The organism is Glutamicibacter sp. AOP38-B1-38 (assembly GCF_052377485.1).
In the GTDB taxonomy this organism is placed as follows: Bacteria; Actinomycetota; Actinomycetes; order Actinomycetales; family Micrococcaceae; genus Glutamicibacter.
This window is the reverse complement of sequence record NZ_JBQSWU010000003.1, coordinates 69,408-95,515: the sequence shown is the minus strand read 5'-3', so window position 1 is coordinate 95,515 and position 26,108 is coordinate 69,408. Positions and strand designations below refer to the sequence as shown.

Annotated in this window: 24 protein-coding genes and 1 tRNA gene; 12 read left to right on the top strand and 13 right to left on the bottom strand. The window is 60.2% G+C overall.

The features are described 5' to 3' along the window. Positions 1-2 precede the first annotated feature (2 nt). Positions 3-554 (top strand): TetR/AcrR family transcriptional regulator, encoded by a 552-nt coding sequence (locus ACT3TP_RS02665; protein ID WP_219843933.1) that lies wholly within the window; start codon positions 3-5, stop codon positions 552-554. Positions 555-617: 63 nt separating this feature from the next. On the opposite strand, the gene ACT3TP_RS02660 is transcribed toward ACT3TP_RS02665, so the two are convergent. Together ACT3TP_RS02660 and ACT3TP_RS02655 are read right to left on the bottom strand one after the other, a co-directional pair. Next, entirely contained in the window at positions 618-1,454 is an 837-nt protein-coding gene (locus ACT3TP_RS02660; RefSeq protein ID WP_443440020.1) for a serine hydrolase domain-containing protein, read from the bottom strand. A 281-nt stretch (positions 1,455-1,735) separates the two neighbouring features. Beyond that, positions 1,736-3,298 carry an MFS transporter gene (locus ACT3TP_RS02655; protein WP_105553851.1) on the bottom strand — a complete coding sequence of 521 codons (1,563 nt, stop codon included), beginning with the start codon at positions 3,296-3,298 and terminating at the stop codon, positions 1,736-1,738. Between the two features lie 31 nt (positions 3,299-3,329). Here ACT3TP_RS02655 and ACT3TP_RS02650 point away from each other — a divergent pair, with 31 nt between their 5' ends. The 3 genes from ACT3TP_RS02650 (at position 3,330) to ACT3TP_RS02640 (ending at position 5,305) form a co-directional block, all read left to right on the top strand. Then, positions 3,330-3,887, top strand: a complete 558-nt coding sequence (locus ACT3TP_RS02650; protein WP_105553850.1) for a TetR/AcrR family transcriptional regulator — start codon at positions 3,330-3,332, stop codon at positions 3,885-3,887. A gap of 130 nt (positions 3,888-4,017) precedes the next feature. After that, positions 4,018-4,464: a cytidine deaminase gene (locus ACT3TP_RS02645; protein WP_444619172.1), complete on the top strand. Its 447-nt coding sequence runs from the start codon at positions 4,018-4,020 to the stop codon at positions 4,462-4,464. A 355-nt stretch (positions 4,465-4,819) separates the two neighbouring features. Continuing rightward, positions 4,820-5,305: an AAA family ATPase gene (locus ACT3TP_RS02640; protein WP_181148478.1), complete on the top strand. Its 486-nt coding sequence runs from the start codon at positions 4,820-4,822 to the stop codon at positions 5,303-5,305. 344 nt (positions 5,306-5,649) lie between these two features. Here the strand turns inward: ACT3TP_RS02640 and ACT3TP_RS02635 are convergent, their stop codons facing one another. The 3 genes from ACT3TP_RS02635 to ACT3TP_RS02625 all read right to left on the bottom strand — a co-directional run bounded on the left by ACT3TP_RS02635 (position 5,650) and on the right by ACT3TP_RS02625 (position 9,224). Next, positions 5,650-6,483, bottom strand: coding sequence for an IS5 family transposase (locus ACT3TP_RS02635; RefSeq protein WP_444619169.1), 834 nt, complete (start codon positions 6,481-6,483; stop codon positions 5,650-5,652). A 131-nt stretch (positions 6,484-6,614) separates the two neighbouring features. Continuing rightward, on the bottom strand, positions 6,615-7,184 hold the full coding sequence (locus tag ACT3TP_RS02630; protein WP_444619167.1) for a formylglycine-generating enzyme family protein: 570 nt from the start codon (positions 7,182-7,184) through the stop codon (positions 6,615-6,617). A gap of 252 nt (positions 7,185-7,436) precedes the next feature. Beyond that, a complete protein-coding gene (locus ACT3TP_RS02625; RefSeq protein WP_096287593.1) occupies positions 7,437-9,224 on the bottom strand; it encodes an ABC-F family ATP-binding cassette domain-containing protein in 1,788 nt (595 codons plus the stop codon). 188 nt (positions 9,225-9,412) lie between these two features. On the opposite strand from ACT3TP_RS02625, the gene ACT3TP_RS02620 reads away from it, so the two are divergent. The 3 genes from ACT3TP_RS02620 (at position 9,413) to ACT3TP_RS02610 (ending at position 12,126) form a co-directional block, all read left to right on the top strand. Continuing rightward, a tRNA-Gln gene (locus ACT3TP_RS02620) sits at positions 9,413-9,487 on the top strand. Positions 9,488-9,623: 136 nt separating this feature from the next. Further along, positions 9,624-11,075, top strand: a complete 1,452-nt coding sequence (gene glmU, locus ACT3TP_RS02615) for a bifunctional UDP-N-acetylglucosamine diphosphorylase/glucosamine-1-phosphate N-acetyltransferase GlmU (RefSeq protein ID WP_444619165.1) — start codon at positions 9,624-9,626, stop codon at positions 11,073-11,075. Between the two features lie 70 nt (positions 11,076-11,145). After that, the gene (locus tag ACT3TP_RS02610) at positions 11,146-12,126 is read left to right on the top strand and encodes a ribose-phosphate diphosphokinase (protein WP_444619163.1); all 981 of its coding nucleotides are present in this window, start codon (positions 11,146-11,148) and stop codon (positions 12,124-12,126) included. An 83-nt stretch (positions 12,127-12,209) separates the two neighbouring features. Here ACT3TP_RS02610 and ACT3TP_RS02605 read toward each other — a convergent pair whose 3' ends face one another. Beyond that, on the bottom strand, positions 12,210-12,653 hold the full coding sequence (locus ACT3TP_RS02605; RefSeq protein ID WP_444619161.1) for a DUF1801 domain-containing protein: 444 nt from the start codon (positions 12,651-12,653) through the stop codon (positions 12,210-12,212). 302 nt (positions 12,654-12,955) lie between these two features. Here ACT3TP_RS02605 and ACT3TP_RS02600 point away from each other — a divergent pair, with 302 nt between their 5' ends. The 4 genes from ACT3TP_RS02600 (at position 12,956) to sufU (ending at position 15,820) form a co-directional block, all read left to right on the top strand. Further along, complete coding sequence (locus ACT3TP_RS02600; protein WP_096287585.1) at positions 12,956-13,240, top strand: 50S ribosomal protein L25; 285 nt, start codon at positions 12,956-12,958, stop codon at positions 13,238-13,240. 45 nt (positions 13,241-13,285) lie between these two features. After that, complete coding sequence (gene pth, locus ACT3TP_RS02595; protein WP_444619159.1) at positions 13,286-13,867, top strand: aminoacyl-tRNA hydrolase; 582 nt, start codon at positions 13,286-13,288, stop codon at positions 13,865-13,867. Positions 13,868-14,065: 198 nt separating this feature from the next. Beyond that, positions 14,066-15,367 (top strand): SufS family cysteine desulfurase, encoded by a 1,302-nt coding sequence (locus tag ACT3TP_RS02590; protein ID WP_444619156.1) that lies wholly within the window; start codon positions 14,066-14,068, stop codon positions 15,365-15,367. After that, positions 15,368-15,820, top strand: a complete 453-nt coding sequence (gene sufU, locus ACT3TP_RS02585) for a Fe-S cluster assembly sulfur transfer protein SufU (protein ID WP_444619154.1) — start codon at positions 15,368-15,370, stop codon at positions 15,818-15,820. Positions 15,821-15,916: 96 nt separating this feature from the next. Here sufU and nhaA read toward each other — a convergent pair whose 3' ends face one another. Continuing rightward, a complete protein-coding gene (gene nhaA / locus ACT3TP_RS02580; RefSeq protein ID WP_444619152.1) occupies positions 15,917-17,200 on the bottom strand; it encodes a Na+/H+ antiporter NhaA in 1,284 nt (427 codons plus the stop codon). Between the two features lie 228 nt (positions 17,201-17,428). Continuing rightward, positions 17,429-17,923, bottom strand: a complete 495-nt coding sequence (locus ACT3TP_RS02575; RefSeq protein WP_444619150.1) for a DUF2505 domain-containing protein — start codon at positions 17,921-17,923, stop codon at positions 17,429-17,431. A 226-nt stretch (positions 17,924-18,149) separates the two neighbouring features. Between ACT3TP_RS02575 and mfd the strand changes: the two genes are divergently transcribed. Continuing rightward, complete coding sequence (gene mfd / locus ACT3TP_RS02570) at positions 18,150-21,767, top strand: transcription-repair coupling factor (protein ID WP_444619148.1); 3,618 nt, start codon at positions 18,150-18,152, stop codon at positions 21,765-21,767. A gap of 59 nt (positions 21,768-21,826) precedes the next feature. Here mfd and ACT3TP_RS02565 read toward each other — a convergent pair whose 3' ends face one another. The 5 genes from ACT3TP_RS02565 to ACT3TP_RS02545 all read right to left on the bottom strand — a co-directional run bounded on the left by ACT3TP_RS02565 (position 21,827) and on the right by ACT3TP_RS02545 (position 26,007). Further along, positions 21,827-22,306 carry a tetratricopeptide repeat protein gene (locus ACT3TP_RS02565; protein ID WP_255248487.1) on the bottom strand — a complete coding sequence of 160 codons (480 nt, stop codon included), beginning with the start codon at positions 22,304-22,306 and terminating at the stop codon, positions 21,827-21,829. A 102-nt stretch (positions 22,307-22,408) separates the two neighbouring features. Then, positions 22,409-22,660 carry a hypothetical protein gene (locus ACT3TP_RS02560; protein WP_096287571.1) on the bottom strand — a complete coding sequence of 84 codons (252 nt, stop codon included), beginning with the start codon at positions 22,658-22,660 and terminating at the stop codon, positions 22,409-22,411. A 35-nt stretch (positions 22,661-22,695) separates the two neighbouring features. Continuing rightward, on the bottom strand, positions 22,696-23,382 hold the full coding sequence (gene deoC / locus ACT3TP_RS02555; protein ID WP_096287569.1) for a deoxyribose-phosphate aldolase: 687 nt from the start codon (positions 23,380-23,382) through the stop codon (positions 22,696-22,698). Positions 23,383-23,438: 56 nt separating this feature from the next. Next, positions 23,439-25,169: a phospho-sugar mutase gene (locus ACT3TP_RS02550; protein WP_444619146.1), complete on the bottom strand. Its 1,731-nt coding sequence runs from the start codon at positions 25,167-25,169 to the stop codon at positions 23,439-23,441. A 37-nt stretch (positions 25,170-25,206) separates the two neighbouring features. Next, positions 25,207-26,007: a purine-nucleoside phosphorylase gene (locus ACT3TP_RS02545; protein ID WP_096287565.1), complete on the bottom strand. Its 801-nt coding sequence runs from the start codon at positions 26,005-26,007 to the stop codon at positions 25,207-25,209. Positions 26,008-26,108: the final 101 nt, after the last annotated feature.

Here is a 26,108-nt window from a genome sequence, read left to right as displayed (position 1 = left end):
GATTGAACAGAACGATAGTCGTCGAGCGGGCGGCGCTGATTCTCGATGACCGTAGCCTTGACGGATTGAGCCTTTCCGTCCTGGCAGAGAGCCTAGGTGTGCGGACCCCATCCCTCTACAAACACATCGACGGAATGCCAGGCCTTCAACGCGACATCATGCTTCGTGCCAAAACGAGTCTGGCCCACGTCCTCGGACAATCTGCCATCGGACGCTCCCGAGACGATGCCATCAGGGCGCTGGCGCTTGCTTATCGTCGTTGGGCACTGCAACATCCCGGACAGTACCCGATGACGGTACATGCGCCCGCTTCCGGCGACGACGATGACGCTTGTGTCTCATCGTCAATCTCTGACGTCGTTTTCAACGTCCTCGAGGGCTACGGGCTCCTCGGGGACGACGCCGTGGATGCCACACGATTCCTTCGGTCCTCGCTCCATGGCTTCGTTGACCTTGAAACGCGCGGGGCATTCGAGCTTCCTGTGGACCTGGAGCGCAGCTTCGCCAGACTGACGGAGAGCGTCGTCGTGGCCCTGGACACTTGGTCTCGGTGATGCTTGTACATCAGGGGTAAGGGGTAGCGATGGAATCGCGACTACCTATCCATGGGGGAACCTTTACTGGGACACCGTGAGATCATCGTTGGTCACAGCGGCCACGCATCGACGGATCAAATCCTGATCTTCACCTTCCTGCGCGCTCGTATCTCCGCACCAGCGAGAACCATCGGAACTGACTGCAGCGAAGTGATTGAACCCCGGGCCTTGCCCGCCATGCCCAACAACAACTGGAGGTAGACCGCGCGTCATAAGTCCCAGCCCGTACCCAGCTTCCGGCGACATTGGATGATTCTGCGGAGCACCAACCAAATGGGTTTTCGACATTGCTTCAGGCAAAGCCGACCCCAGCTCGTTTCGCATGATTAACGCAATTCCACGTGCAGCTTCATCGGGTGTGGCCGCGAAAGTTCCGGTGTACACCCATCCTGGGTGGTAGTTGCGTAGTTCTTCAGTGATCGCGGGATGATTGCATTGTTCCCAATCATCAGGGGAATCAAAAGGAGAGGCTTGAATCCCAAGAGGGCTAAAGATCAAGCTGTCGAGCACGTTGTAAAAAGGCTTCTGGTGGAATTCTTCGAGAGCTAAGCGTAGAAGTAGATATCCGATATTTGAATAGCTAAAACCGCCAGGGTTTTGCACCTCTGCACGCGCAATGATGTCCATTGCGTCCCAAGGTTCTGCGGCGTTCTCTACTGCAGCTCGATAGTCCGGCCAAACAAAATAATCATTGAGCCCGGAACGGTGTGAGAGCAAGTCTTCGAACGACAGAGATTTCAACTGCGCTGGTAGCCAGACCAGGCGATCACCGATGTGTAGTTGCGGATTAAACGTCAAGAGAACAGCGGCGGCGGTGTAGGATTTCGCGATGCTGTAAATAGGGACAGTGTGCTGCATATCTCCATCCTGCCATCAGGCTCGGACAAGAGGGATAAGTGCCCACCTGAATTGATTTCCTAAACGATCGATTTCAATGCGCACAAGAGGAACCTTCACTGGGATACTATTTGATGAGTTCGGCTCAGATTTATTTGTTGACCGTAATTCAGCGATGGAGCAGGTTGAAGTTGGAACCGGCCGTGGTAGGCGAGCTTGCGCAAGCCGATACATACGAGTTGGTGACTAGTGTGACCGCAATCCCCGCTAGGGCGACCGGCATTCTCGATTGGGATTGCTTACTACTCTTGTTTGTTCGGGGTCTGGCTGCCTTTTCGACTAGAGATCAGTGTCCATATGACGTCGATGACGAAGAAGATGACCCATATCTTTCCTGCGCCGTACAAGAAGCTTGGGATTCCTTCGAGCTCGGGTCGGCCTCCGGAGGCGAGGTGTTCGCCGAAGTCGTTGGTGCTGAATGAGTCCACTATCCAGGACATGCCCGTGAAGGCCAGTGCGATCTGAGCGATGGCGAAAATGAGTAGATGCCAGCCGAGGCCAGTGAGTTTGGAGTTATCTGCCTTGGTTGTTGCCATCATCTTTTCCTCTTGGTTATGTTCGGGTTGCCAGGCCTGTGGGCCTGGCGTGTTCATTTCCTCTGAAGTAGAAACAGCCGGTGCTGTCACCGGGCTTGGCTCGTCCCGGGGGACGTTGGCGGCGCCAGAGCGACGTACAGCCCACGGCGTGACGATGGCTCCGGCGGCGATGACGCTCGCAAACAGGATGCAGGCAACCTGCCAGGAAGTTGTCTCATAGCTGACGCCAGCCACTAGCGCACCGACTCCGGCACCGGCCAACTTGGCTGACTCGTAGAGCCCAAATCCTTTTCCGCCGCGTTCACGTGCTACCTCGGCGATGACGGATTGCTCGATCGGGATGATAGCTGCCCACGCCGCTGCACTAAGAATCCACAGGGCGGCGATCGGCAAAGGTGAGGGCGCGAACGCTAAAGTGAACGCGAATGTGGCACTGGATAGCGCTGCGATAGCTGCGACTCTGCGCCGTCCGATCCTCAAAGTGATCCGGTGTGCTGGCCCTGGAACCAGGCTTATCACGATGGCGCCAGGCAGGAATACCAGCGCGATGGAAACCACGTCGAGGTCGAAAGCCTTTTGAAGGTGCAGCAGCAACAGCAAGCCAATTGCTGCTTCAGCCAGCGAGGTTAGTGCGGTAGCAACCAGCATTGGTCGTAGTCGCTGCGTCGGGAAGGCTGACTCTGCCTGTTTCGGGGACACAGTGGCGCGTCGAGGTGCTGTTGCGATCATTACCGCAGCGACGAAGCAGGCACCGGAAGCGGCCCAGAAAACACCTTGGAAATTCAGTGAACTGATTAGTGTCAGGCCGGCGACGAAGGCCACCCAAGATCCAGTTTCCTGCCACGTCATCAGCTTGGGAAAGGCAAACGAATCTGTGCCCGCCGATTCGCTCACTATGGCCCGTAACGACACCCAGAACAACGCACCCCCAAACCCACCGAGTGCCGCCGAGATAAAGGCCATTGCCGAACCCGCGGATAGTGCATATCCAGCGCACGAGAGCCCATACAACACTGCCCCAGCAGCTGCAATATTCCGACGTTCCCACACATCGGCCAGCAGCCCGGCGGGAAACCTGGCGGCAAAAGAGACAAAGAGTTCCGCTGCAACCAGTACGCCTATCACGGTCGCATCCAGCCCGAGCGCTGTTCCCGCCCAAAGGGGAATAAGGAAATCCAGCAAGTCTGCGGGGCCACCGACCAGCGCTGCCGACCACCTCGCTGAGGATTGGCGAACGGGAGCGCTCTGGGTAGTTGATGGCGATTTCATATTCAGAGAATACACACGTATTCTGGTGTTTATGAAATCAGGGATAAATAAGCGGGAAGCCTTTGCCGCATCGGTACTGGACCTGATTGTTCGTGGCGGTATCCAAGCTGTCAGTATCCGAACCGTGGCAGCAGATTCGGGCTGGTCCGTCGGGGCCTTGCAAAAGACGTTCTCCAACAAGGAAGCCCTGCTCCGTGCCGCCGTTAATCTGGTTATTTCCAGAGCCGAGGCGCGTATGAATGCTCTCCCTTTCAGTGGAGATGCGGTGGACTACCTGGTTCGCATGGTCGAGGAAACTTTGCCCCTCGACCAGCAGCGCAGAGAAGAGGCCATCGCCTGGAATGCCTTCGCTGCCGAGGCTATCCACACACCGTGGATCGCTGAAATCCTTATAGGCCAGGACAAGCTAGTCTCTGAACAATTGGTAGAGGCCTTGCGGTCTTTTGGTACAGCGCAACCGGAAGCTGCTGCGGCTGGCATCATTGCTATTTCAGACGGCTTCGCGCTCCGGCTTCTATATGACCCGACACAGGCAGCGGAATTCTGTACGGCACTGCGTCCAATCATCAATCATTTGCTCACCATCTAGGCCACCTAGCACGGAATCCCGCAAGCCGAACGCTCAGTTGGACGGTCGACGGAATGAACAGACGCGGGAATTTGAAAGGTTAGAACTAGCCAATAACATTTTGCTGAGTGGTTCATGCCAGAATGCGTTTATGAAACTTAACCAAAAACTCGTCAACGCGGCAATAGAACACATCAATCGTCGCTGGCCAGATGCGGAGCAGGCCGTCGCTGCCGCCTTGTACCTCGAAGATGGACAAATATTAACTAGCATCAGCTTCGACAATTTTAATGCTGTGGCTAACCTGTGTGCTGAAACGGGTGCCATCTGTCAGGCGTACAACATGGATCGACGAGTAACCGCCTCAGTTTGCGTGAGCAAGGCAGCCGGTGAAGACCAAGTTACGATTCTTGCTCCTTGTGGTCTTTGTCAAGAAAGACTCGCACTTTGGGGGCCGGACGTTCAGGTCGCGGTATCAGATCCCGGCTCAGCTGGAGGGTGGGCTGCGCGTACGCTGATTGAAGTCAATCCGTACTACTGGGCCACGGAGTTCACCGATGATGGGGCATGGCCAACTACTGCGGACCACAACGGATAACCGAAGGCAACACTTCTTTTCGCGTCGTTGGCTTTCGTCCCGCATACATTCCACTGGCTAATGCAGTCCACGCTTTACTAATTGCAATGCCATGTTGCACTAAGCGGACCATTTTTGGAGTCGTGCCAGATTTTAGGTTCCCTAAAAATGAGAGTCTACGATCCGTCCCATGAGCCGGTCGCTAGCCGATGAGTTTGCGGTGGGTGTTCGGAGCCTTCAGCATCTGGGCAGTACGCCCGCATGCCGAACGCTCTGTGGGACGCCGTCATCTATGCCAGAGCTAGAATGAGGTCATCTGCGTGCAGCGATGCGTATCGGTTTCATATTTGGATCTTAAGGAATGCAGGTGATGTGTATGTTGATAGTGATTCGTGGAAATTCAGCCTCAGGGAAAAGCACGATCGCGCGCATGCTGCAAACCAAACTCGGGAAACTTACAGCGGTGCTTCAGCAGGATCACTTTCGCAGAGTTATTTACCATGAGCGAGAGCAGGAAAGCCTAGCTCACGCAGACCTACTCGAAATTGCTGCCATTCATTGTCTAAACCGTGGACACAACGTAATCCTGGAAGGGATCTTTAACGCCTCCAGATACGGGGGAATGTTAGAGCGCGTGGCAGCGCATACTGCTGATGCCAGATTTTATTCATTCGATCTCGCTTTCGAAGAGACTGTCAATCGACATTCGACGAGACCGCAAGCCACTGAATTCAGCGATAAAGATATGCGCGGTTGGTACCACGGATGGCAGCCTCTTCCGTTCGTATCAGAGATGCGAATTGTTGCTGATGAAACTCCCGAGCAAATCGTTGAACGTATTTTGCAGCGCCCCACCCGCTAGAAGGAACTTTTCACCTACAGGTTTCCCGTAAGCCGGTCCTCTGGGGAAACGTACGTAAGAGGAACCTCCTGTGGGACACCAGCCACAATGTATATGGGCTGTCCTGCATTGGTCAGTCTCAGTATCGCCGGGGCGTCCACCCGGATGGCAGCATGCCAGTTATCTTTCCCCGTTCAGAATCAACCTCGGCTGACCAGCCTTGCGCTGCCTGTTCATCATCGAAAGCACCCCGCGCAATGCGCAGGCCAACGTCTGGGTGGCTCATCCCAGGCGCACCACCGCGACGCGTCGAAGCCCGCACGCTCCACGACTTAGAGATCGCGCCAATAGGTGAACGTCCAGCATTAAGGCTTTCGATTAGGCCGTGAATCCCACCGATGCGTCACCCATGCTTCGCGAATCAACCTGCGGAGCACGATAATGCTGTTCGCCAAGCTGATCATTGCCTCAATAACACGAGCCTTCCGTTCGGTGCAGATCGCTAGCTTTTTGAACCCGCGGTTGTGCCACGAGTTGGTTCGTTCCACGACCCAGCGGACTCCGGCTTGCAAGGGTTCGCCCTTGGTGCTGATTTCCCAGTCGCATCCTAGCTCGGTGAGCAAGCCTCGGGTTTGCCGGCTGTCGTAGCCGGCATCCAGATGAACCTTGATCTGCTCTGGGAGCAGGTATCCAAATCGGGAAAGGCGTTCGAGGGTCGGGCGCAGCAACGGTGAATCGTGCCGGTTCGCTCCAGCGATCACGCAGCCGACAGGGATGCCTTTCCCATCGGTCATCAGGGAGCGTTTGGTGCCTTGCTTGCCGCGGTCTACTGGGGATTTGCCGGCGGCTTCGCCGCCGCAGGGTGCTTTGACCAAGCAGCCGTCAATGACGAGGTTTTCAAGGTCGAGCCCAACGATGCGGTCGTAGGCTTCCAGGCAGAGCTGTTCCAGGGCGTTGAAGATCCCGGCGGTGATCCATTCGTCGCGGCGGCGACGGATGGTGGTTGCTGAGCAGGTGGTGTCGCTGATTTTTGCGTAGGCCGCACCAAGGATGAGGACCTGGATGAGTTTGTCGAAGATGATCCGGTCGCTGATTCTTGGTTTGTGGCATCCCCAGGGGTGGGTGACGTTTCGTTCTGGGAGCAGTGCTTCGAATTGGCTCCAAAGGGGGTTCATGATGGATGATGGTAGGGCAGGCACGTGACTTCCTGTGTCAAACTTTTTCTTGGTCGAAATATGTTTAACACTGTCCGTGCCTGCTTCACTGCTTAATGACGTTGGTGACTTGGTTAATTACTCTGGCATTAATAGTTACTGTGGTTTTGCCCCGTCTATTGGCGCGATCTCTTATCAGCAAAACCTCCCCCGCGGAAGACTCGGTAATCGTCGTAGCGAGCCGGATCGAGTAGATCCCAGCACCATTCCCAGACGTTTCCAAGGGTGTCGTGGAGTCCGAAGGCATTGGGTAGTTTTTGGCCAACTTCTTTCGGGTTCTCTAGCTTGTCATCCGCTGTCCACCCAATGGCATCGAGGGGGCCATAGTGTGGCCCCACTGTGCCAGCGCGGCACGCGTATTCCCATTCGGCTTCGGTGGGCAGGCGGTATCCGGAGGCGTTAGTCTGCCAACTCACTTCGCCTGCCTCGAAGATGTATGCAGGGGCAAGCCCTTCATTCATTGACGCTGCATTGCAAAACTTGATGGCTTCCAACCAATTGATATCTACCAGAGGTGCTTGGGAGCCTGTTTCGATTTGACCCATCAATTGCGCGTACTGCGCCGTGGTGACGGAGATGGCCCCAATCTCGAAAGGTTCTAGATCGACGGTCCAGCGGCGTTTCCGTCGAGCGTCGTGCAATTCCACTTGTCCGGCCGATAACGGACGGAGGTCAAAGGTAGGCATTCCATAATGTTCCCATACCGTCCCATAAGCCGGTCGTTATACGGGACAGACGCTCAGCTGACTTCTGATATTTTCAAAACTTCGAGTTTCCAACGATTTCGCATTCCCATATACCCCGCCCGAGAAAATGCCCGGTGAACGGGGGCTAAGCGGGACACATTTCTGGGCGTTTGCTCCATAAAAATAGTGGCGCAGAAACCGAAGTTTCTGCGCCACCATTTCGTCAATTCAGGAAGTACCCGAAGCGGCCGACTAGTCGACTAATTCTGACAGTTCCAGCCAACGTTCTTCCAGGACGTCAACTTGTTCTCGAAGTTCACGAATCTCGGCCGTGATCTTGCCCAGACCTTCGAAGTCGCTTTGATCATGTGCTGCCAACTTTTCGTTCAGCTTGCTGATCTTCTGGTCGAGCTGACCGACCTTGCGCACGTTCGCGTTCAGTTCTTTCTGCGCGGCTCGACGGTCAACGCCCGAGCCGCCCGCAGTTTTGCCGCCCTTTGCAGAAGCGCTTGTGGGGTTGCCCGAGCCCTTGGAGCTTTCTGAACTGCGCAGCTCCAGGTATTCATCTACGCCACCTGGCACATGACGGAAGTTTCCATCGAGGATTGCGTACTGCTGATCGGTGACGCGTTCTAGCAAGTAGCGGTCGTGGGAAACGACAATCAAGGTACCTGGCCAAGAATCCAACAGATCTTCGAGGGCGGCCAGCATGTCGGTATCAACATCGTTAGTCGGCTCATCGAGGATCAGCACATTTGGCTCATCCATCAGGATCATCAGCAACTGAAGCCGGCGGCGCTGGCCACCGGATAGTTCCCGGACCTTGGTGGACAGATGTGCCGAGGAGAAGCCCAAGCGCTCCAAAAGCTGCGCCGGGGTCAGATCCTTGCCGTCCACATTAAAAGTAGTGCGGTAGCGGGCCAAGATCTCTCGGACCCGATCCTCGCCGATCTTTTCCAATTCACGGAACTGCTGGTCCAGCACCGCGAGCTTAACCGTCTGGCCGCGCTTGATCGTGCCGCCGGTAGGCAATACGGTTCCTGCAATCAGGCCCAAGAGCGTGGACTTGCCTGCGCCGTTGGCACCGAGCAGGCCGGTGCGCTCACCCGGGGCGATGCGCCAGGTGAAAGGCTTCAGGATGCGCTTCTCACCGAAGCTGACCTCGGTGTCCAAGAGATCCACCACATCCTTGCCCAGACGCGTGGTTGCCATCTTCTTCAGTTCCAGCGGATTGCGAACCGGTGGAACGTCGGCGATCAGCTGGTTTGCCGCTTCGATGCGGAACTTCGGTTTGGCAGTTCGCGCCGGGGCACCTCGGCGAAGCCAAGCGAGTTCCTTTTTCATCATGTTCTGGCGCTTGCCTTCGGTCACCGCCGCAATGCGATCACGCTCGACGCGCTGCAGGATGTACGCGGCGTAGCCGCCTTCGAAGGGTTCAACTAGGCGGTCATGGACTTCCCAGGTGTCGGTGCAGACCTCGTCCAGGAACCAGCGGTCGTGGGTTACGACCATGAGCCCGCCCGAATTCTTCGCCCAGCGATTCTTCACGTGATTCGCCAGCCACGAAATGCCTTCGACGTCCAAATGGTTGGTTGGCTCGTCGAGGATGACCACGTCCCAGTCCTGGACGAGCAATGCGGCCAAGGCGACGCGTCGTCGCTGGCCGCCGGAGAGGGTGGAAATTTTCGCTTCCCAATCCAAATCCGCCACCAGGCCGGAAACCACATCGCGAATGCGTGCCTCGCCGGCCCATTCGTGGTTTTCCATGTCGCCGACCAGCGCGTAGTGCACGGTAGCGTCGGAATCCAAGGTATCGCTCTGGTCGAGCACACCGACGCGCACTCCGCTGCGTCTAGTCACGCGGCCTGAGTGCGGCTCGATCTTGCCCGCGAGCATGCGTAGTAGCGAAGATTTGCCTTCGCCGTTGCGTCCCACGAGCCCGATGCGGTCACCTTCGGAAATGCCGATGGTGACCGAGTCGAATACGACGTGAGTGGGATATTCCAGATGTAGGGTTTCGCCCCCGAGTAAATGAGCCACACCTCTAGTTTACGAAGCAGGGCAAATCGAGCCGGATCCGCATCACCTGGAACCGGTGATTTTTTGCCGGAGAACAGCTGAAAGGCCAAAAATAACGTTTCATAGGTGTGTTGTGCGATTTCACTCAGGACATGGATCGTGGCAGAATAATTAGCGTGCTAAACGGGTAAAGCCCGCGCGGTGCGTTTTCCGCCCTGGTGTAATGGCAACACGCCAGCCTTTGGAGCTGTGCATTGTAGGTTCGAATCCTACGGGCGGAACCACTTTGCTCAAGCGTCCCCTTGCGGGCGCTTTTCTTTTTGGCGCCAGTTAAGCCGATCTTCTTCCGCGCGATAGACTGTCACCGGGGTTTTACTTCAATGCCGGAAACCTCAAACTCGACTTCGCAGGAGAAAGCACTTGAGCGATCAGGTCAACGCACCAGTAGCCGTTATCGTCCTCGCCGCAGGCGCGGGAACTCGGATGAAATCGGCGAAGCCGAAGATCATGCATGAAATCGCAGGTCGTTCCATGATTTCCCACGCATTGCATGCAGCTTCTGCGTTGGAGCCAAAGAACCTGGTCGCCGTGGTGCGTCACCAGCGCGACCTCGTGGCGGCACATATTCTGAGCCAGTTCCCGAACATCACCATTGCCGACCAGGACGAAATTCCCGGCACCGGACGCGCCGTGCAGCAGGGCCTTGAAGCGGTGGATCCAGCCCTCGAAGGAACCGTCGTGGTGACCTACGGTGATGTGCCATTGCTCACCAGCGAGGTGCTCTCCGGATTGGTTGTCACCCACGAGGCCAGCGGCAACGCGGTCACCGTGCTGACCACCGAGCTGGATGATCCTTCGGGCTACGGCCGCATCCTGCGCGATGAGAACGGGGATGTCTCCGGCATCCGCGAACAGAAAGACGCCAGCGAAGCCGAGCTCGCCGTCAAGGAAATCAACTCCGGCATCTATGCTTTCGACGCCGAAATGCTGCGTTCGGCGCTGACCGAGGTCACCACCGACAACGCGCAGGGCGAAATGTACCTGACCGACGTGCTCGCCATTGCTCGCTCGCGTGGCGGCCGCGTCGCTTCCTCGCAGATCGCCGACCGCTGGCAGATCGAGGGCGCGAACGACCGCGTCCAGGTCTCCAACCTGGCCCGCATCTACAACGAGCGCAAGGCCGAATTCTGGATGCGCCAGGGCGTGACCATCGTTGACCCGGCCACCACCTGGATCGACGCGACGGTCATCATCGGCCAGGATGTCACCCTGAAGCCGGGCACCCAGCTGCACGGCGAGACCCTCATCGGCACCAACGCGGTAGTTGGCCCAGACACCACCTTGACCAACGTGGTGGTCGGCCAGAACGCCACGGTGAAGCGCACCGACGCGACCGACTCGCGCATCTCCGAGGGAGCCAGCGTGGGCCCATTCGCTTACCTGCGCCCGGGGACCGAGCTCGGCCCGGACGGCAAGATCGGCGCGTTCTACGAAACCAAGAACGTCACCATCGGCCGCGGCTCCAAGCTCTCGCACCTCGGCTACGCCGGGGATGCCGAAATCGGCGAATTCACCAATATCGGCTGCGGCAACATCACCGCCAACTACGATGGCGAGAAGAAGCACCGCACCAAGATCGGTTCGCATGTGCGCACCAGCTCGAACACCGTGTTCATCGCCCCGGTAGAACTCGGGGACGGCGCCTACACCGGCGCCGGCGCGATCGTACGCAAAAACGTCCCGGCCGGTGCGCTTGCGCTGTCCGTGGCCCCGCAGCGTAACACCGAGGGCTGGACGCTGGAGAAGCGCCCCGGCACCCCTTCGGCCGACGCCGCATTCAAGTCCTCATTGAATGGCTCGGATTCCGAGTAATTCATGCGAGGAAGTCATTTCCTCAGACCACCTCATACGTGATAGCGAAGCGAGCGAGAAAGCAAACCCCATGAGTGAAATCAGCCATAATGTCGATAAAAAGCTGGTCCTGGCCACCGGCCGGGCACACCCGGAACTGGCAGCGGAAGTCGCCAAGGAACTGGACACCGAACTGCTCCCGTTGAACGCCTACGACTTCGCTAACGGCGAGATCTACGTTCGGTCGGATGAGTCGGTCCGCGGCAAGGAAGTCTTCCTGCTGCAGTCCTACCCGGCCCCACTGAACAACTGGCTGATGGAACAGCTGATCATGATCGATTCGATGAAGCGTGCCTCGGCGCGGCGCATCACCGTGGTCGCACCGTTCTACCCGTATGCCCGCCAGGACAAGAAGGGCCGTGGCCGCGAGCCGATCTCGGCTCGTCTGGTCGCCGACCTGTTCAAGACCGCAGGCGCGGACCGGGTGATCTCTTGCGCTCTGCACACCGCGCAGATCCAGGGCTTCTTCGACGGCCCGGTGGACCACCTGTTTGCTTTCCCGCTGCTGGCCGACTACATCCGCACGAAGGTGGATGTGGAGCAGGTTACCGTGGTTTCCCCGGACACCGGCCGCGTGCGCGTTGCCGAGCAGTGGGCCGAACGCCTCGGCGGTGCCCCGCTGGCGTTCGTCCACAAGTCCCGCGATCTGACCATGCCTAACCAGGCCGAGTCAAAAACCGTGGTGGGCCAGGTTGAAGGCCGCACCGCGGTGCTGATCGACGACATGATCGACACCGGTGGAACCATCGCCGGAGCGGTGCGCGTGCTGAAGGAAGCCGGAGCCAAGGACGTTATCATCGCCGCGACCCACGCGGTGTTCTCCGAGCCTGCCGCGCAGCGTCTGGCCGAGTCCGGTGCCACCGAAGTGGTTGTCACCAACACCCTGCCGATCCCTGAAGAGAAGCGCTTCGAGAACCTCACCGTGCTTTCGATCGCACCGATGCTGGCTCGCGCCATCTCCGAGGTCTTCCACGAAGGTTCGGTGACGAACCTCTTCGACGGCCGCGCCTAGCAGTCCTCGTTTCGCAAGCTTCTGGCCGGCACCTTCGGGTGCCGGCCAGAAGCCGTTAAAAGCTATTTACCAGCGCATGAAGCTCAGCCGTCGGAAGCCGGACCCTGCCCGGCTTCGGTGCGCGCCAAGGCATGAGAGGCTTCGAGCAGCTCACGAAGCACGCCCAGATCGATCTTGGACAGCCGTCCCAGATAGAGGCAGGCCTTGCTGGCCCGGTGCGGGCCGAGCGCCGCGAGCAGTTCGGGCCACTTCTCGGCGAAATCGCTTTGGAGATAGAGGGTGTGCTTTGCAGATCCCGGGGCAAAGGCCATGAGCGGAGCCCGTGCGCTGCGCCCGTTGGCGTGGAAGTATTCGTATTCACCGAACCCGATGATTTTTCCGGCCCAGACCACCGGTGTCTCTGCAGTGATTTCCTGATAGAGGCCCAGCAGCTCCTCGGCCTCGGCCCGCCGTGTCCCGGGGGCACGGTCCAAGACATCTGAAACCGGCATCTCGGACGGTGACATCGCTGGTTGTTTCGTAGCCACAAGTGCTCCTTGGTTTAGGCGGATTCTCACCGTTGATCTATTGGATTGTTGCCACGCTACCGGGGGAGCGGAACTATGCCAAAAGGTATCATCTCTTGATGATGTGGGATGGGCTACATGTTTTTTCTCCGGGGTGAGTAACTGGTAGAATTACTCATTGTGCCCAGGCGAGGGAAACATCTTTTTTGATGTAGCCGTTATCGACAAGGCCGGAAAAGCTCTTTCATCTCCAGATGATGGATGCTTCCCAGGTCCACGCAGGGCGTAAGAAGAAGCATTCATTTACTCTAAGGAGATTCATCATGGCATCTGTCAACCTTGACGCCGTAGTCCGTTCCGATTTCGGCAAGGGCGCAGCCCGTCAGGCCCGCCGTGACGGCATGATCCCAGCAGTCATCTACGGTGCAGGCTCCGAGCCACAGCACATCCTGCTGCCAATCCACGAGACCACCCTGGCCATCCGTGACCGCGGCGTTCAGCTGGTTCTGAACATCGAGGGCAAGGAAGTTACCACCTCGATCAAGGATGTTCAGGTCCACGCCATCAACCGCACCGTTGATCACATGGACCTGCTGATCGCTGCGTAATTGCACTCTTCGGAACTGCAATACAGCTTTTAGTAGCTAAGACTCATGAGCAATGACACTTGGCTGGTAGCCGGGCTCGGGAATCCCGGGCCCGGCTACGCTGGCAATAGGCACAATATCGGGCACATGGTGCTCGACGAGTTGGCGCAACGTTCCGGCTCGAAATTCAAAACCCATACCTCGCGCGCCCAGATTATCCAGGGCCGGCTAGGCATCGGCGGGCCCCGCATCGTCTTGGCCAAACCCCTGACCTACATGAACCTCTCCGGCGGGCCGGTCGCGAACCTCGCCAAGTTCTTTGGCATCGGGATCGAAAAATTGATCGTCGTCCACGACGAGATCGACATTCCCTTCGACACGGTCAAGCTCAAGCGCGGCGGGGGAGAAGGCGGCCACAACGGGCTGCGCGATATCTCCAAGGCCATGGGCTCCAAGGACTATCTTCGCGTGCGTGCCGGCGTGGGGCGTCCCGCCGGGCGCATGGATACCGCGGACTGGGTGCTGCAGGACTTCTCGAAAACCGAAAAGCAAGCGCTGCCGTTTCTCATCGACAATTCGGCGGACGCAGTCGAACTGTTGATGTCCTCCGGGTTGGAAGCGGCGCAGGAGAAGTTTCACACTTCCTGATCGTATTGCGATCAAAGCGGTCAGAATTTTTGCCACTGCGGCAGGGGTTCTGGCCGTTTTGCCTTTGCTGAGGGGTTGCTAACTAAGGACTTACTTAGATGTGTTCTGCGTTCTAGAGTGGAATAATTAGCTAATGTACCCTTTGCCTAATCAGCTTAAGCGATCTGGCAAACCACATCCATTACCTCGGAGGACCACGTGCAGACGGTTACCGGTCACCCAGAAACCACCGAAGCGCTCTCTCAAACAGAGGTCGCACGGATCAAAGCAGACTTTGAAATCCTGGAGCACCAGGTCAACGGCACCGAGCTCATCTATTTGGACTCCGGAGCGACCAGCCAGAAGCCACGCTGCGTCTACGAAGCCGAGCAGCATTACTACGAGAACGCCAACTCGGCAGTGCACCGCGGTGCACATACCCTCGCCGTTGAAGCCACCGATATTTTCGAGCAGGCACGCGAAACCGTGGCCAAGTTCATCGGCGCGCGCAGCAACGAACTGGTGTGGACCTCGAATGCCACCGAAGCGTTGAACCTCATCTCCTACTCGCTTTCCAACGCCTCGCTCGGCCGCGGCGGCGAGGCTTCCGCACGCTTCCGGATCGGTGCCGGCGATGAGATCCTGGTGACCGAGATCGAGCACCACGCAAACCTGATCCCTTGGCAGGAATTGGCTTTCCGCACCGGCGCGACCTTGCGTTACGTGCCGGTCGACGAGCACGGGGCACTGCGCTATGAGTTGCTCGACGAGCTGATCAACGAGAAGACCAAATTGGTGGCCTTCACCCATGTGTCCAACGTGTTGGGCACCATCACGGACGTTGCGCGTTTTGTCACCGCCGCGCGGAAGGTCGGGGCGCTGACGGTGCTGGACGGATGCCAGTCGGTTCCGCATATGCCCGTTGATGTGAAGGCCCTGGACGTGGACTTCATGGCCTTCTCCGGGCATAAGATGCTTGGCCCAACAGGTATCGGCGGCCTCTACGGTCGTGCCGAGCTGCTGGACGCCATGCCGCCGTTCCTGACCGGCGGATCGATGATCACCGTGGTCGATATGGAGCATGCCGAATTTCTTCCGTCGCCGCAGCGCTTCGAAGCCGGGACGCAGCGCATCGCGCAGGTCCATGGCCTGGCTACCGCCGCCAGCTACTTGGACGAGATCGGCATGGACCGCATTGCCGCCTGGGAGGAGCACCTCGGGGCCATGCTCTTCGAGGGACTGGCTAAGCTGGATGGCGTGCGCGTTTTCGGTCCCTCCGGCATCAAGCGCATCGGCACCGTGCCTTTCGAAGTCATCGGGGTCCACCCGCATGATGTGGGCCAGTTCCTGGACTCGCGCGGCATCGCCGTGCGCGTCGGACACCATTGCGCCCAGCCGCTGCACCGTGCCCTGGGAGTATCTGCCACGACTCGTGCAAGCACCTACCTTTACAACACCGAGCAGGACGTTACCGCGCTGATCGAGGCCGTTGCCTCCGTGCGTGAATACTTTGGAGTTTAAATGAACGAGCTAGATCAGCTGTACCAACAGGTCATCCTCGACCACGCCAAGCGTCGCTTCGGCTCGCCCTTGGCCGACCCGGCAGACGGCGAACTGCATGGCGAATCGCACCAGCACAATCCCATCTGCGGAGATCAGATCCGTGTCCGCGTGGCTCTGGATGGCGACGCGCATTTCACCGCGATGAGCTGGGAAGGAGATGGCTGTTCCATCTCCATGGCCTCCGCCTCGGTGCTCAGCGAGATGCTCCCGGAGATGACCAAGGATGAATTCCTGGACAAGCTGGAAGTCTTCCGTGAAATGATGCGCTCGCGGGGCACCATGGTTCCGGACGAGGACGTGCTGGAAGACGCTGCGGCATTCGTTGGTGTCTCCAAGTTCCCGGCACGCGTCAAATGCGCCATGCTCGCCTGGGTGGCAGCCGAAGCCGCCATGCTGGGTGCCAACGCCTGAGCGGATCTCAGGGCAGCGCCAGAGCCTCTAGATATAAGAAACCCTTGCTCCGCACATTGAAAATGTGCCGAGCAAGGGTTTCTTCGTCAAGCAGAGCTAGTCTTTGTCACCGGGCTGGTAAACATCCGGGATGCCGTCTTTGTTGTCATCGCGTGTTTCGCGGGCGGCAATGATCTTGTACCCACGGTTGCGCGGAATCAGCCACAAGGCCCCGAGGATCGCGGCGATGAAGGAACCGGCCAGAATTGCGACCTTTGCATGCTCGTAGTGCTCCGATTCCAGACCGAAGGACAGCTCGGAGACCAGCAAGGAGACGGTGAAGCCGATGCCCGCCAGCAGTGTCACGCCGAACAGATCAGCCCATTTGGCGTCCTTGTCCAAGGACGCCTTGGTGAACTTGGTGAGCAACCAGGTGAAGCCCATGATGCCGATCGGCTTGCCGAGCACCAGGCCAAGCACGATGCCCCAGAGCACCGGGTCGGTGAACAGCCCGCCGCCGCCGGAATCGGAGGAAACCACCGTGACACCCGCGGCGAAGAAGGCGAAGATCGGGATGCAGAAACCGGAAGAGAGCGGACGGAAACGGTGCTCGAAGAGTTCGGACAAACCGTAGCCTTCGCGGCCGTCGGTGCGTTTGACCGGGATGCAGAAGCCCAGAACCACGCCCGCGATGGTTGCGTGAATGCCCGAGCCGAAGATGAAGATCCAGGTAATGACGCCCAGCGGCAACAGGATCGCCCACGCCGCCCAGGCGCGCTTGGCGAAGAACTTGCCCAGCGAGCGGGCCAGCACGGTGAACAGGATGATCGGAATCAGGGCCAGCCCGAGGTAGGCCAGCTTGAGCTCGTCGGTGAAGACGAAGGCGATGATGACGATGGCGATCAGATCATCAACCACCGCGAGGGTCAGCAAGAAGATGCGCAGCGCGGCCGGCAGAGCCGAACCGATGACGGCAAGCACCGCGACGGCGAAAGCGATATCGGTCGCCGTGGGGATGGCCCAGCCGCGGAGCAGCTCGGTGCCGCCCCCGGAGCCGGCGGCAATAGCCACGAAGACCAACGCCGGAACCAGCACGCCACCGAAGGCAGCGGCGACCGGGACCGCCGCGGTTTTGACGTTGCGCAGATCGCCAATGACGAATTCTTTCTTCAATTCCAGACCGGTCAGGAAGAAGAACACCGCCAGCAGGGCGTCGGCTGCCCAGTGGCCGATGGAAAGATTCAGGTCGACACCGAAGAGGGTGGGCCCGAAGTGGAAATCACGCAGCGCAAAATAGGAATCGCGCATCGGCGTGTTCGCCCAAATGAGCGCGAGGATCGCGCCAGCGATGAGGACCATGCCGCCGACGGTTTCCTTGCGCAGGATATCTCCAATGCGCACCGACTCTTTGTAGCTTGGGCGCGAAAACAGGTTCCTTGGCGAACCTGAAGAGGGCGTTGGAGTCATTGTTGAACTCGCTTACTTCGATAAATGAAAATTTGTTCGCCGACCAGACTTCCCGGCACACCTGACTTTAACATTAGCGCGAAACGTGGCTGGAACCACAAAATCCCGGGTGAGCGCATCTTCACACCGACCCGGGATATTGCCGTTGGTTCTCGACGGCGGTTACCGCGAGAGCCACTCATTGACCTGAGCGGCCTGCATGTTCAGCGCCTTGCCCAGATACGGCTCCGCAGCGGAGGCAAGCTTGCCGCCGATGAACGGAATCGACGAGGAAACCTTCGCATCGATGGCGAAATCGCTCTGCTCACCGGCTGGGCTCAACGACTCGGTGCCGGAGACCGACACCGGAACGCCTGCCACGTTGATCTTCACCGATGCCGAACGATTGCCTGCTGCATCCGGTGCGCTCCACTGCTCCACCTGCGTGACATCAATGGAAGCGCCCACGAATTTACGGGCGAAGTCCGGCACGCGGTCGGTGGGCAGCGCGCGGACGGTGGTCAGGGTGAAGGCGCTATTGGTGTCGCCCTCAACGGTGAAACTCGTCAACGTGCCCTTGGCGAGCGAGGTCAGATGCTCGGCGAAACCGCGATCGGCCAAGGTCGCGATGACCTGGTCTGCAGGGTGCGCGATCTGCGTGCTTGCGTTCAATGCCATGAATACGAATCCCGTTCTTGAAAGGTTCGGCGGTCGTGCAGAACAAACTTGTGTTCCGTGCCGGTTCTGGTCGTTATTAACCCTATCGGTTCCCTCAGGTTAGGTAGGCTAGGAAGGCAGCATAAAACAACATATTGGCATTGCGCCGACCGCGGAAACATTTTGCGGTCGTTGTTTGTGGTGCGCTACCGGATATTTTGCCTTCAGGAGAGGAACTTTAAGCAACATGAGCCTGAGCGGACTTCATGATTTCCTGCGCGAGGAACCGTCATTTAGGCGAATCCAGCAAGGCGCCTCGTTGGCGTTCAACGCCCGCAGCGAAGCGCTAGAGATCGCCGCCCCACCGGGGATGCGCGCAATTCTCGGCGCCCACGTCGCCGAGGGGCTCTTCTCCGGGCAAGACCAGTCGGTCATGCTGATCGTGACCGCCACCGGGCGCGAGGCCGAGGACGTCTCGGCGTCCCTGACCGCGTACATGCCCGCAGAGCAGATCGCGGAGTTCCCTTCCTGGGAGACCCTGCCACATGAGCGGCTCTCCCCGCGCAGCGATACCGTGGGCCGTCGCTTGGAAGTCCTGCGGCGGCTGCACGATGGAGACCCGAAGCTGAAGGTCATCATCGCGCCGATCCGCGCGGTGCTCCAGCCGCTGGTCTCCGGGTTGGGCAAGCTGCGCCCGGTGGAACTCGAACTCGACGCGGAGCCGGGCTTCGAAAGAGTCATCAGGGATCTGGCCGCGGCGGCTTATGCCCGGGTGGACATGGTCACTCATCGCGGCGAATTTGCCGTCCGCGGCGGCATCATCGACGTCTTCCCGCCAACTCTTGAGCATCCGGTGCGCATCGACTTCTTCGGCGAGCAAATCGATTCGATGCGCTACTTCTCGATCGCCGATCAGCGTTCCTTGGAGGGCGAGGCCCCAGCCAAGATCGTGGCCACTCCCTGCCGCGAAATGCTCATTACCCCGCAGGTGATGAGCCGGGCCGCCAACCTCAAGGCGAACTTCCCCGCGGCGACGGAAATGCTGACCAAAATTGCCGGCGGCATTGCCGTGGAAGGCATGGAATCTTTGGCGCCGCTGTTGGTCGATGAGATGGTGCCGTTGCTCTCGCTGCTTCCGGCCTCGTCCATCGCGCTGGTGATGGAACCCGAGCGAGTCCGCTCGCGCGCCCACGACTTGAATGCGACCAACGCTGAATTCCTGGCCGCGGCATGGGCCTCGGCCTCCGACGGCGCGGCGGCGCCATTGGATCTGAGCACCGCGGAGTCCGGACGCAAGCTCGCCTCCGGCGACTTCGCCTCGCTGGCCGAAACCGTTGAGCATGCGAAGGATGCCAAGGTCTCGTGGTGGTCGCTGACCTCGCTGGGCGCGGATGAAGATCTTGACCTTGGCGCGGCGACCATCCGGGTGGAGGCCCGCGAACCACGCGGCTACCAGGGCGATATCGAAGCGATGATGGAGTTCCTCTCCGGCCGGGTCAAGGACGGGTGGCGCTTGGTGGTGGCCACCGAAGGCCCGGGCCCGGCGGCGCGGCTGTCCGAGCTTTTCCAGGAATACCAGATCCCGGCGCACCGCGTCCCGGAGCTCAGCCAGCTGCCCACGGCGGGACTCATCGAAATCACGCAGGCCACCGCGGGGCGCGGCTTCGTTTTCGACGAGCTGAAGTTCGGGTTGCTGACCGAGGCCGACCTGTTGGGTCGTTCGAGCGCCTATGGCAGCCGCAAGACGCGCAAGCTCAGCGCCAAGCGCAAGCGCAATGCGGTGGATCCGCTGTCCCTGCAAGCCGGCGACTACATCGTGCACGAGCAGCACGGCATCGGCAAATTCGTGGAACTGGTGGCACGCAAGGTGTCCGGCTCCTCGAAGGATGCCAAACGCGAATACCTCGTGGTGGAATACTCCGCTTCGAAGCGCGGGGCACCGGGGGACCGGCTCTTCGTTCCGATGGAGCAGCTGGATCTGGTCACCCGCTACGTGGGAGGCGAAGCGCCAAGTCTGTCCAAGATGGGCGGCTCGGACTGGGCCAGCACCAAATCAAAGGCCCGCAAGGCGGTCAAGGAGATCGCCGGGGACCTGATCAAGCTGTACTCCGCGCGAATGGCGAGTCGCGGCCACTCCTTCGGTCCGGACACCCCCTGGCAGAACGAGCTCGAAGAGGCCTTCGCCTATATCGAGACCCCGGATCAGCTCACCGCCATCAACGAGGTCAAGCAGGACATGGAACGCGAGATCCCCATGGACCGGCTGATCTCCGGCGACGTGGGCTTCGGCAAGACCGAGATCGCGGTCCGCGCCGCGTTCAAGGCGGTCCAGGACTCCAAGCAGGTGGCCATCTTGGTGCCAACCACTCTGCTTGCCTCCCAGCACCACCAGACCTTCACCGAACGCTATTCGGGCTTCCCGCTGCGGGTGAAGTCGCTCTCCCGCTTCCAGACGGCCAAGGAATCCAAGGAAATCCTTGCCGGGCTCAAGGACGGCTCGATCGATATCGTGATCGGCACCCACCGGCTGCTGTCCAAGACCGTCCAGTTCAAGAACCTCGGGCTGGTGGTCATCGACGAGGAACAGCGCTTCGGTGTGGAACACAAGGAAGAGCTGAAGAAACTGCGCACCAACGTGGATGTGCTGGCGATGAGCGCCACGCCTATTCCGCGCACCTTGGAAATGAGCCTAACCGGAATCCGCGAGACCTCGACGCTGGCCACCCCGCCGGAGGAGCGCCACCCGGTGCTGACCTTCGTCGGTCCGCGCAGCGATAAGCAGATTTCCGCCGCGATCCGCCGCGAGCTGATGCGCGACGGGCAGGTGTTCTTCGTGCACAACCGGGTCTCCTCCATCGACCGGGTCGCCGCGGAGCTGCGCGAACTGGTTCCCGAGGCGCGCGTCGAGGTGGCGCACGGCAAGATGAGCGAATCGCGGCTGGAACGGATCATCCAGGACTTCTGGGAGAAGAAGTTCGATGTGCTGGTCTCCACCACCATCATCGAAACCGGCCTGGACATCTCGAACGCCAACACGCTGATCGTGGACCGGGCGAACAACTACGGGCTCTCCCAGCTTCACCAGCTTCGCGGGCGTGTAGGACGTGCCCGCGAGCGCGCCTACGCCTACTTCCTTTGGGATGTGGAGAAGCCGCTCGGCGAGGTGGCGCTGGAACGGCTGAAGGCCGTGGCGGCGCATAACGAGCTCGGCTCGGGCTACCAATTGGCGATGAAGGATCTTGAATTGCGCGGAGCAGGCAACCTGCTCGGCGGGGAGCAGTCAGGACATATCGCCGGGGTCGGCTTCGACCTCTACCTGCGCCTGGTCGGCGAGGCGGTAGCGGACTTCAAGGGCGAAGGCGAAGAAGAAGCCACCGAAATGAAAATTGACCTTCCGGTCAATGCGCACCTGCCCCACGAATACGTGCCGGGCGAACGACTGCGCTTGGAGGCCTACCGCAATATTGCCGGAGCCGAAACTGCCGAAGCGCTCGCCGAGGTCCGCGAGGAACTCGAGGACCGCTATGGCAAGCTGCCGCAGCCGGTAGAGAACCTGATGCGTGTCGCGGCGCTGCGCGTGAGGGCACGCGCGGTGGGGCTGCGTGACATCCAGCAGATCGGGAACCACATCAAGGTGTCTCCGGCAAAGATCGAAGACCTTCCGGCCTCGCGCCAGGTCCGTTTGGAACGCCTCTACCCAGGGGCCGCGAACAAGCCGGCCTTGAACGCGATCTTCATCCCGAAGCCGCGGACTTCGCCGGTGGGCGGCAAGGACCTGGCCGACGAGGCGATCCTGGAATGGGCCGAACGCATGCTCTACGGAATCTTCGAGCCGACGCCAGCGGTGGCCGAAGCGAAAAAGTAGGCCTCGAGCAAACCGATGGCCGGGATCCCAGAACTGGATTCTGGGATCCCGGCCATCGGTCATTCAGCGTGTAATTCGTCCGCGTAGTCGTGCACCGGCCGGGCATAGAGTGCCAGGCTCGGAGCCAATGCTTGCAAGGCGACCCGAAGGGCCGCGGTGCCTTCGCCGGCATCATGCAAGGCCAAGGCGAGAAACGCTTGCGCATCGCGGTGCAGGGAAGAGTCCGGGCCGACCGCACGGAGCAGCTTGATGGCTTCCTGGAACTCACCCACATTGCGCAGGGTGCTGGCCAGCTGGATTCGCGCTTCGCTCAGTTTCTGCTCGCTCAACGTCCCGGCCATGGCCGCGCGGTAGGGGCCGATGGCCAGGGCTTCCTCGCCCAGATAATCGTGCAGAGAGGCTCGTTCAAAAAGGGCCTCAGCATCATTTGCTGGCTTTTGCGCAAGTAGTTGCGCCAACTCATTGCGCAGGGCATCTGGATTTTTAGTCCCTGCGGTGTTCCAGAATAATTCGATGCGTTCGTGCCAGTTGCTGGTCATGGCTTGAGACTAGTCTGGCAGCCTAAGCCCAAGCAAGCAGCCTTGGCCGGGCTGGGCACGAAAAAGGGGAGGTCCGAAGACCTCCCCTGATTCAAGCTTGACTTACTTGGCGGTGTTAGCTGCGGCAGCCACGGCGATGGAGTCCGAACGTCCCATCAGGTGCATCGGAATCGCGAAGGCGCCGAACGACAGCACGAAGCATGCGATGGTTGGCCACCAAGCGGTCTCCAAGGTCCAGTAGGACAGGGCGTAGATGCCAGCCGAGAACAGCACCAGGAAGATCACGGTATTAACGATGTTGCCAACGAGGCGACCTTCACCAGAGTGGGCGGTGTTCTTGCCGTTCGAGTACACTTTTTCTCCTTGAGGAAACGAATGGGTGCGGTGCCTTAGTAGCTGGACCCGCTTTGCTCTCCCTCTAGGATAGCAACTCCGGAGCTGGAACCGAGACGTGTTGCGCCGGCGGCAATCATGGCCCGGGCGGTTTCCACGCTGCGCACACCGCCCGAAGCCTTGACCCCCAGACCAGGGCCGACGGTCTTGCGCATCAAGGCGACATCTTCCACGGTGGCGCCGCCGGTGGAGAACCCGGTGGAAGTCTTCACGAAATCGGCGCCCGCGGCCTTGGCTGCCTCGCAGGCCAGAACCTTGGCCTCCTCGGTAAGCAGGCAGGTTTCGATAATGACCTTCAAGATCGCGCCACCTTCGTGGGCTGCCTGGGCAATGGCGAAGATCTCGTTAACCAGCGCGTCGCCATCACCACGCAGCGCCGCAGCCACGTCGATCACCATGTCGATCTCGTTGGCGCCGTCGGCTACCGCGGTGCGGGTTTCAAAGACCTTGGTATCGGTGGTGGAAGTGCCCAGCGGGAAGCCAATCACCGAACAGGTTAAGACGTTGGAGCCGGAGAGCTCGCGGGAGACCGTGGACACCCACAGCGGGTTCACGCAGACGGACTTGAACTCATACTTCTTGGCTTCCTCGCAGATCGTCACGATCTGTTCGCGTGAAGCGTTCGGTGCCAGCAGGGTGTGGTCGATAAAGCCGGCAATGTCGCGGGCGCTCAGTTCACTCATCTTGATCCTCTGTTCGTTCTCTTACCTAGTTTTTGAGCAGGTCCTGCACGAACAATTTATTCGTTCAGGAACGCTTCGAGTTCGCGCTTTAGGGCCAGACACTGTTCGGTGGCACGCGCCCGTGCGGCAGGCACGCCGGCCAAGTCATCTGCGTGCTCCACGGTTTCGAGGTAGCACTTGAGCTTGGGTTCGGTGCCCGAGGGGCGGACTATGACGCGCGCCCCGGTAAAGGTGTGCAGCACCATTGCGTTGGTTGCCGGCAGCTTTTCGGTGCCGCGGGACAGGTCGGTGACCTCGGTGACCGCCGCTCCGGCGAGTTCCGCCGGGGCGCTGGTGCGGATCTTGTCCATCAGCACCGGGATCTGCGACAGGTCGGTGAAGCGCAGGGAAAGCTGGTCGGTGACGTGCACGCCGTGTTGGGCCGCCAGCTCGTCCAGGCGCCCCTGGATGCTGCTGCCGCCGGCCTTGAGCTCCGCCGCCAGGTCTGCGAGCACCAGCGCCGCGGACATTCCGTCCTTGTCGCGCACGAGCCCCGGAGCCACGCAGTAGCCCAGTGCTTCTTCGTAGCCGAAGCCGAGGTTCTCCACCCGCGAGATCCACTTGAAACCGGTGAGGGTCTCCTCGTGTTCGCGCCCGCTGTCCTTGGCAATTGCGGCGAGCATGCGCGAGGAGACGATTGAATTCGCCAGCTTCTGTTCCGCCGGGAGGGTGCGCGAAAGCTGGTCTCCGAGCAGCCAGCCCACTTCGTCGCCGCGCAGCATGCGCCACGCGGTGCCGTCATGGATGGCACCGGCGCAACGATCCGCGTCGGGGTCATTGGCGATGACCAGATCTGCGCCGAGTTTGCGCGCCAGGGCCAGGGACAAATCGATGGCTCCGGGCTCTTCGGGATTGGGGAATTTCACCGTCGGGAAGTCCGGATCAGGGTGCTCCTGCTCGGGGACCATATGCACATCGGTGAATGCCGCGTTGCGCAAGGCTTGGCGCATGGTGTGACCGCCGACGCCGTGCATGGCGCTGACCACCACCTTCAGCTGCTTGCGGTGCAGCGCGCGGGCTTCATCCGCCGGATCAATCACCTTGCCGATCGAATCCAGATAGGCCGCCTCGATGTCTCCGTCCTGGCCGGGACCTGGAAGCACCGTCCACCCGGAGGCCTGACGCTCAATCTGCGCCACCGGCTGGTTCGGATCGATGAGCTCCGCGATCTGCTCATCGATGGGGGAGACGATCTGCGCGCCGCGGCCCACCTCGTCGGCCACCCTGCCGCCGACATACACCTTATAGCCGTTATCGCGGGGCGGGTTGTGGCTCGCGGTGACCATGACTCCGGCCTCCGCGGAGAAGGTGCGCACCGCCCAGGCGAGCACCGGGGTCGGCAGTGCCGAAGGCATGAGCAGGACCTCGAAGCCGGCGGCGGTGAAGACCGCCGCCGAATCCACGGCGAACACCTCCGAGTTGTAGCGCGCGTCGAAGCCGATCACGACCTTGGGCGCATAGGCGCCTGCGGCCCGTTCGCTGAGGAACCGGGCGATCCCGGCGGCGGTGCGCAGGACCACGACCCGGTTCATCCGCATGGGGCCGGCGCCGAGCTCGGCACGCAACCCGGCGGTTCCGAATTCGAGCACGCCGGCAAAGCGCTCGGCAAGATCCTCCATGGCGATCGCATCCCCGGATTCGACCCGGGAGATCAGCTGCTGGAGTTCTTCGGCGGTAGCCGCATCCGGATCCTGTGCCGCCCACTGGGCGGCCCGCGCGAGGAGCTGGATTTTCTCGGTGTGGTTCATCGTTTTCCTAGCCTCGAAAAGTGAAGGTGATTCTCGCCTAGAGCCGGGCGATGATCTGCGCCAGGAGTTTCGAGATCCGCGGGCCGGCAGCCTGGCCGGCCTCGATCACCTCTTCGTGGCTCAATGGAACCGGGCTGATGCCGGCGGCCAGGTTGGTCACCAGCGAGATGCCGAAGATTTCCATTCCCGCATGGCGGGCGGCGATGGCTTCCAGCGCGGTGGACATGCCCACCAGATCGGCGCCGATGGTTTTGGCGTACCGCACCTCGGCCGGGGTCTCGTAGTGCGGGCCGGTGAACTGGGCGTACACGCCTTCGTCCAGGGTCGGGTCGACCTCGCGGGCCACCTCGCGCAGGCGCGAGGAGTAGAGGTCGGTCAGGTCCACGAAGGTGGCGCCTTCCAACGGGGAGGCGGCGGTGAGGTTCAGATGATCCGAGATCAGCACCGGGGTACCCGGAGTCCATGCCGGATTCAGCCCGCCGCAGCCATTGGTCAGCACCACTTGGGTGCAGCCGGCAGCGGCAGCGGTGCGGATCGGGTGCACTACCGAACGGACGCCGCGCCCCTCGTAATAGTGGGTGCGCGCGCCAAGGACCAGCACGCGCTTGCCGGTTTCGGTCAGGATCGAGGAAATGCTGCCGCGGTGGCCGGGTACGGCCGGGGCATGGAACCCGGGGATGTTGGCGGCATCCAGGGTGTGGGTGGTCTCGCCGATCAGCTCGGCGGCCTGGCCCCAACCGGAGCCTAGGACCAGAGCGATGTCGTGCTTTTCGACGTTCGTCTGCTCGGCAATTACCTGGGCGGCCTGTGCCGCCAACGCCTGTGGGTCGTTTTGCATATCATTCACGTGAAATACGCTACCGGTAGGTAGCCCCTTTGTCAGGTGGCAACGGTGGCAACGGGGCGAAATTCACTCGATCGTGATGTGCGCAAATCCGG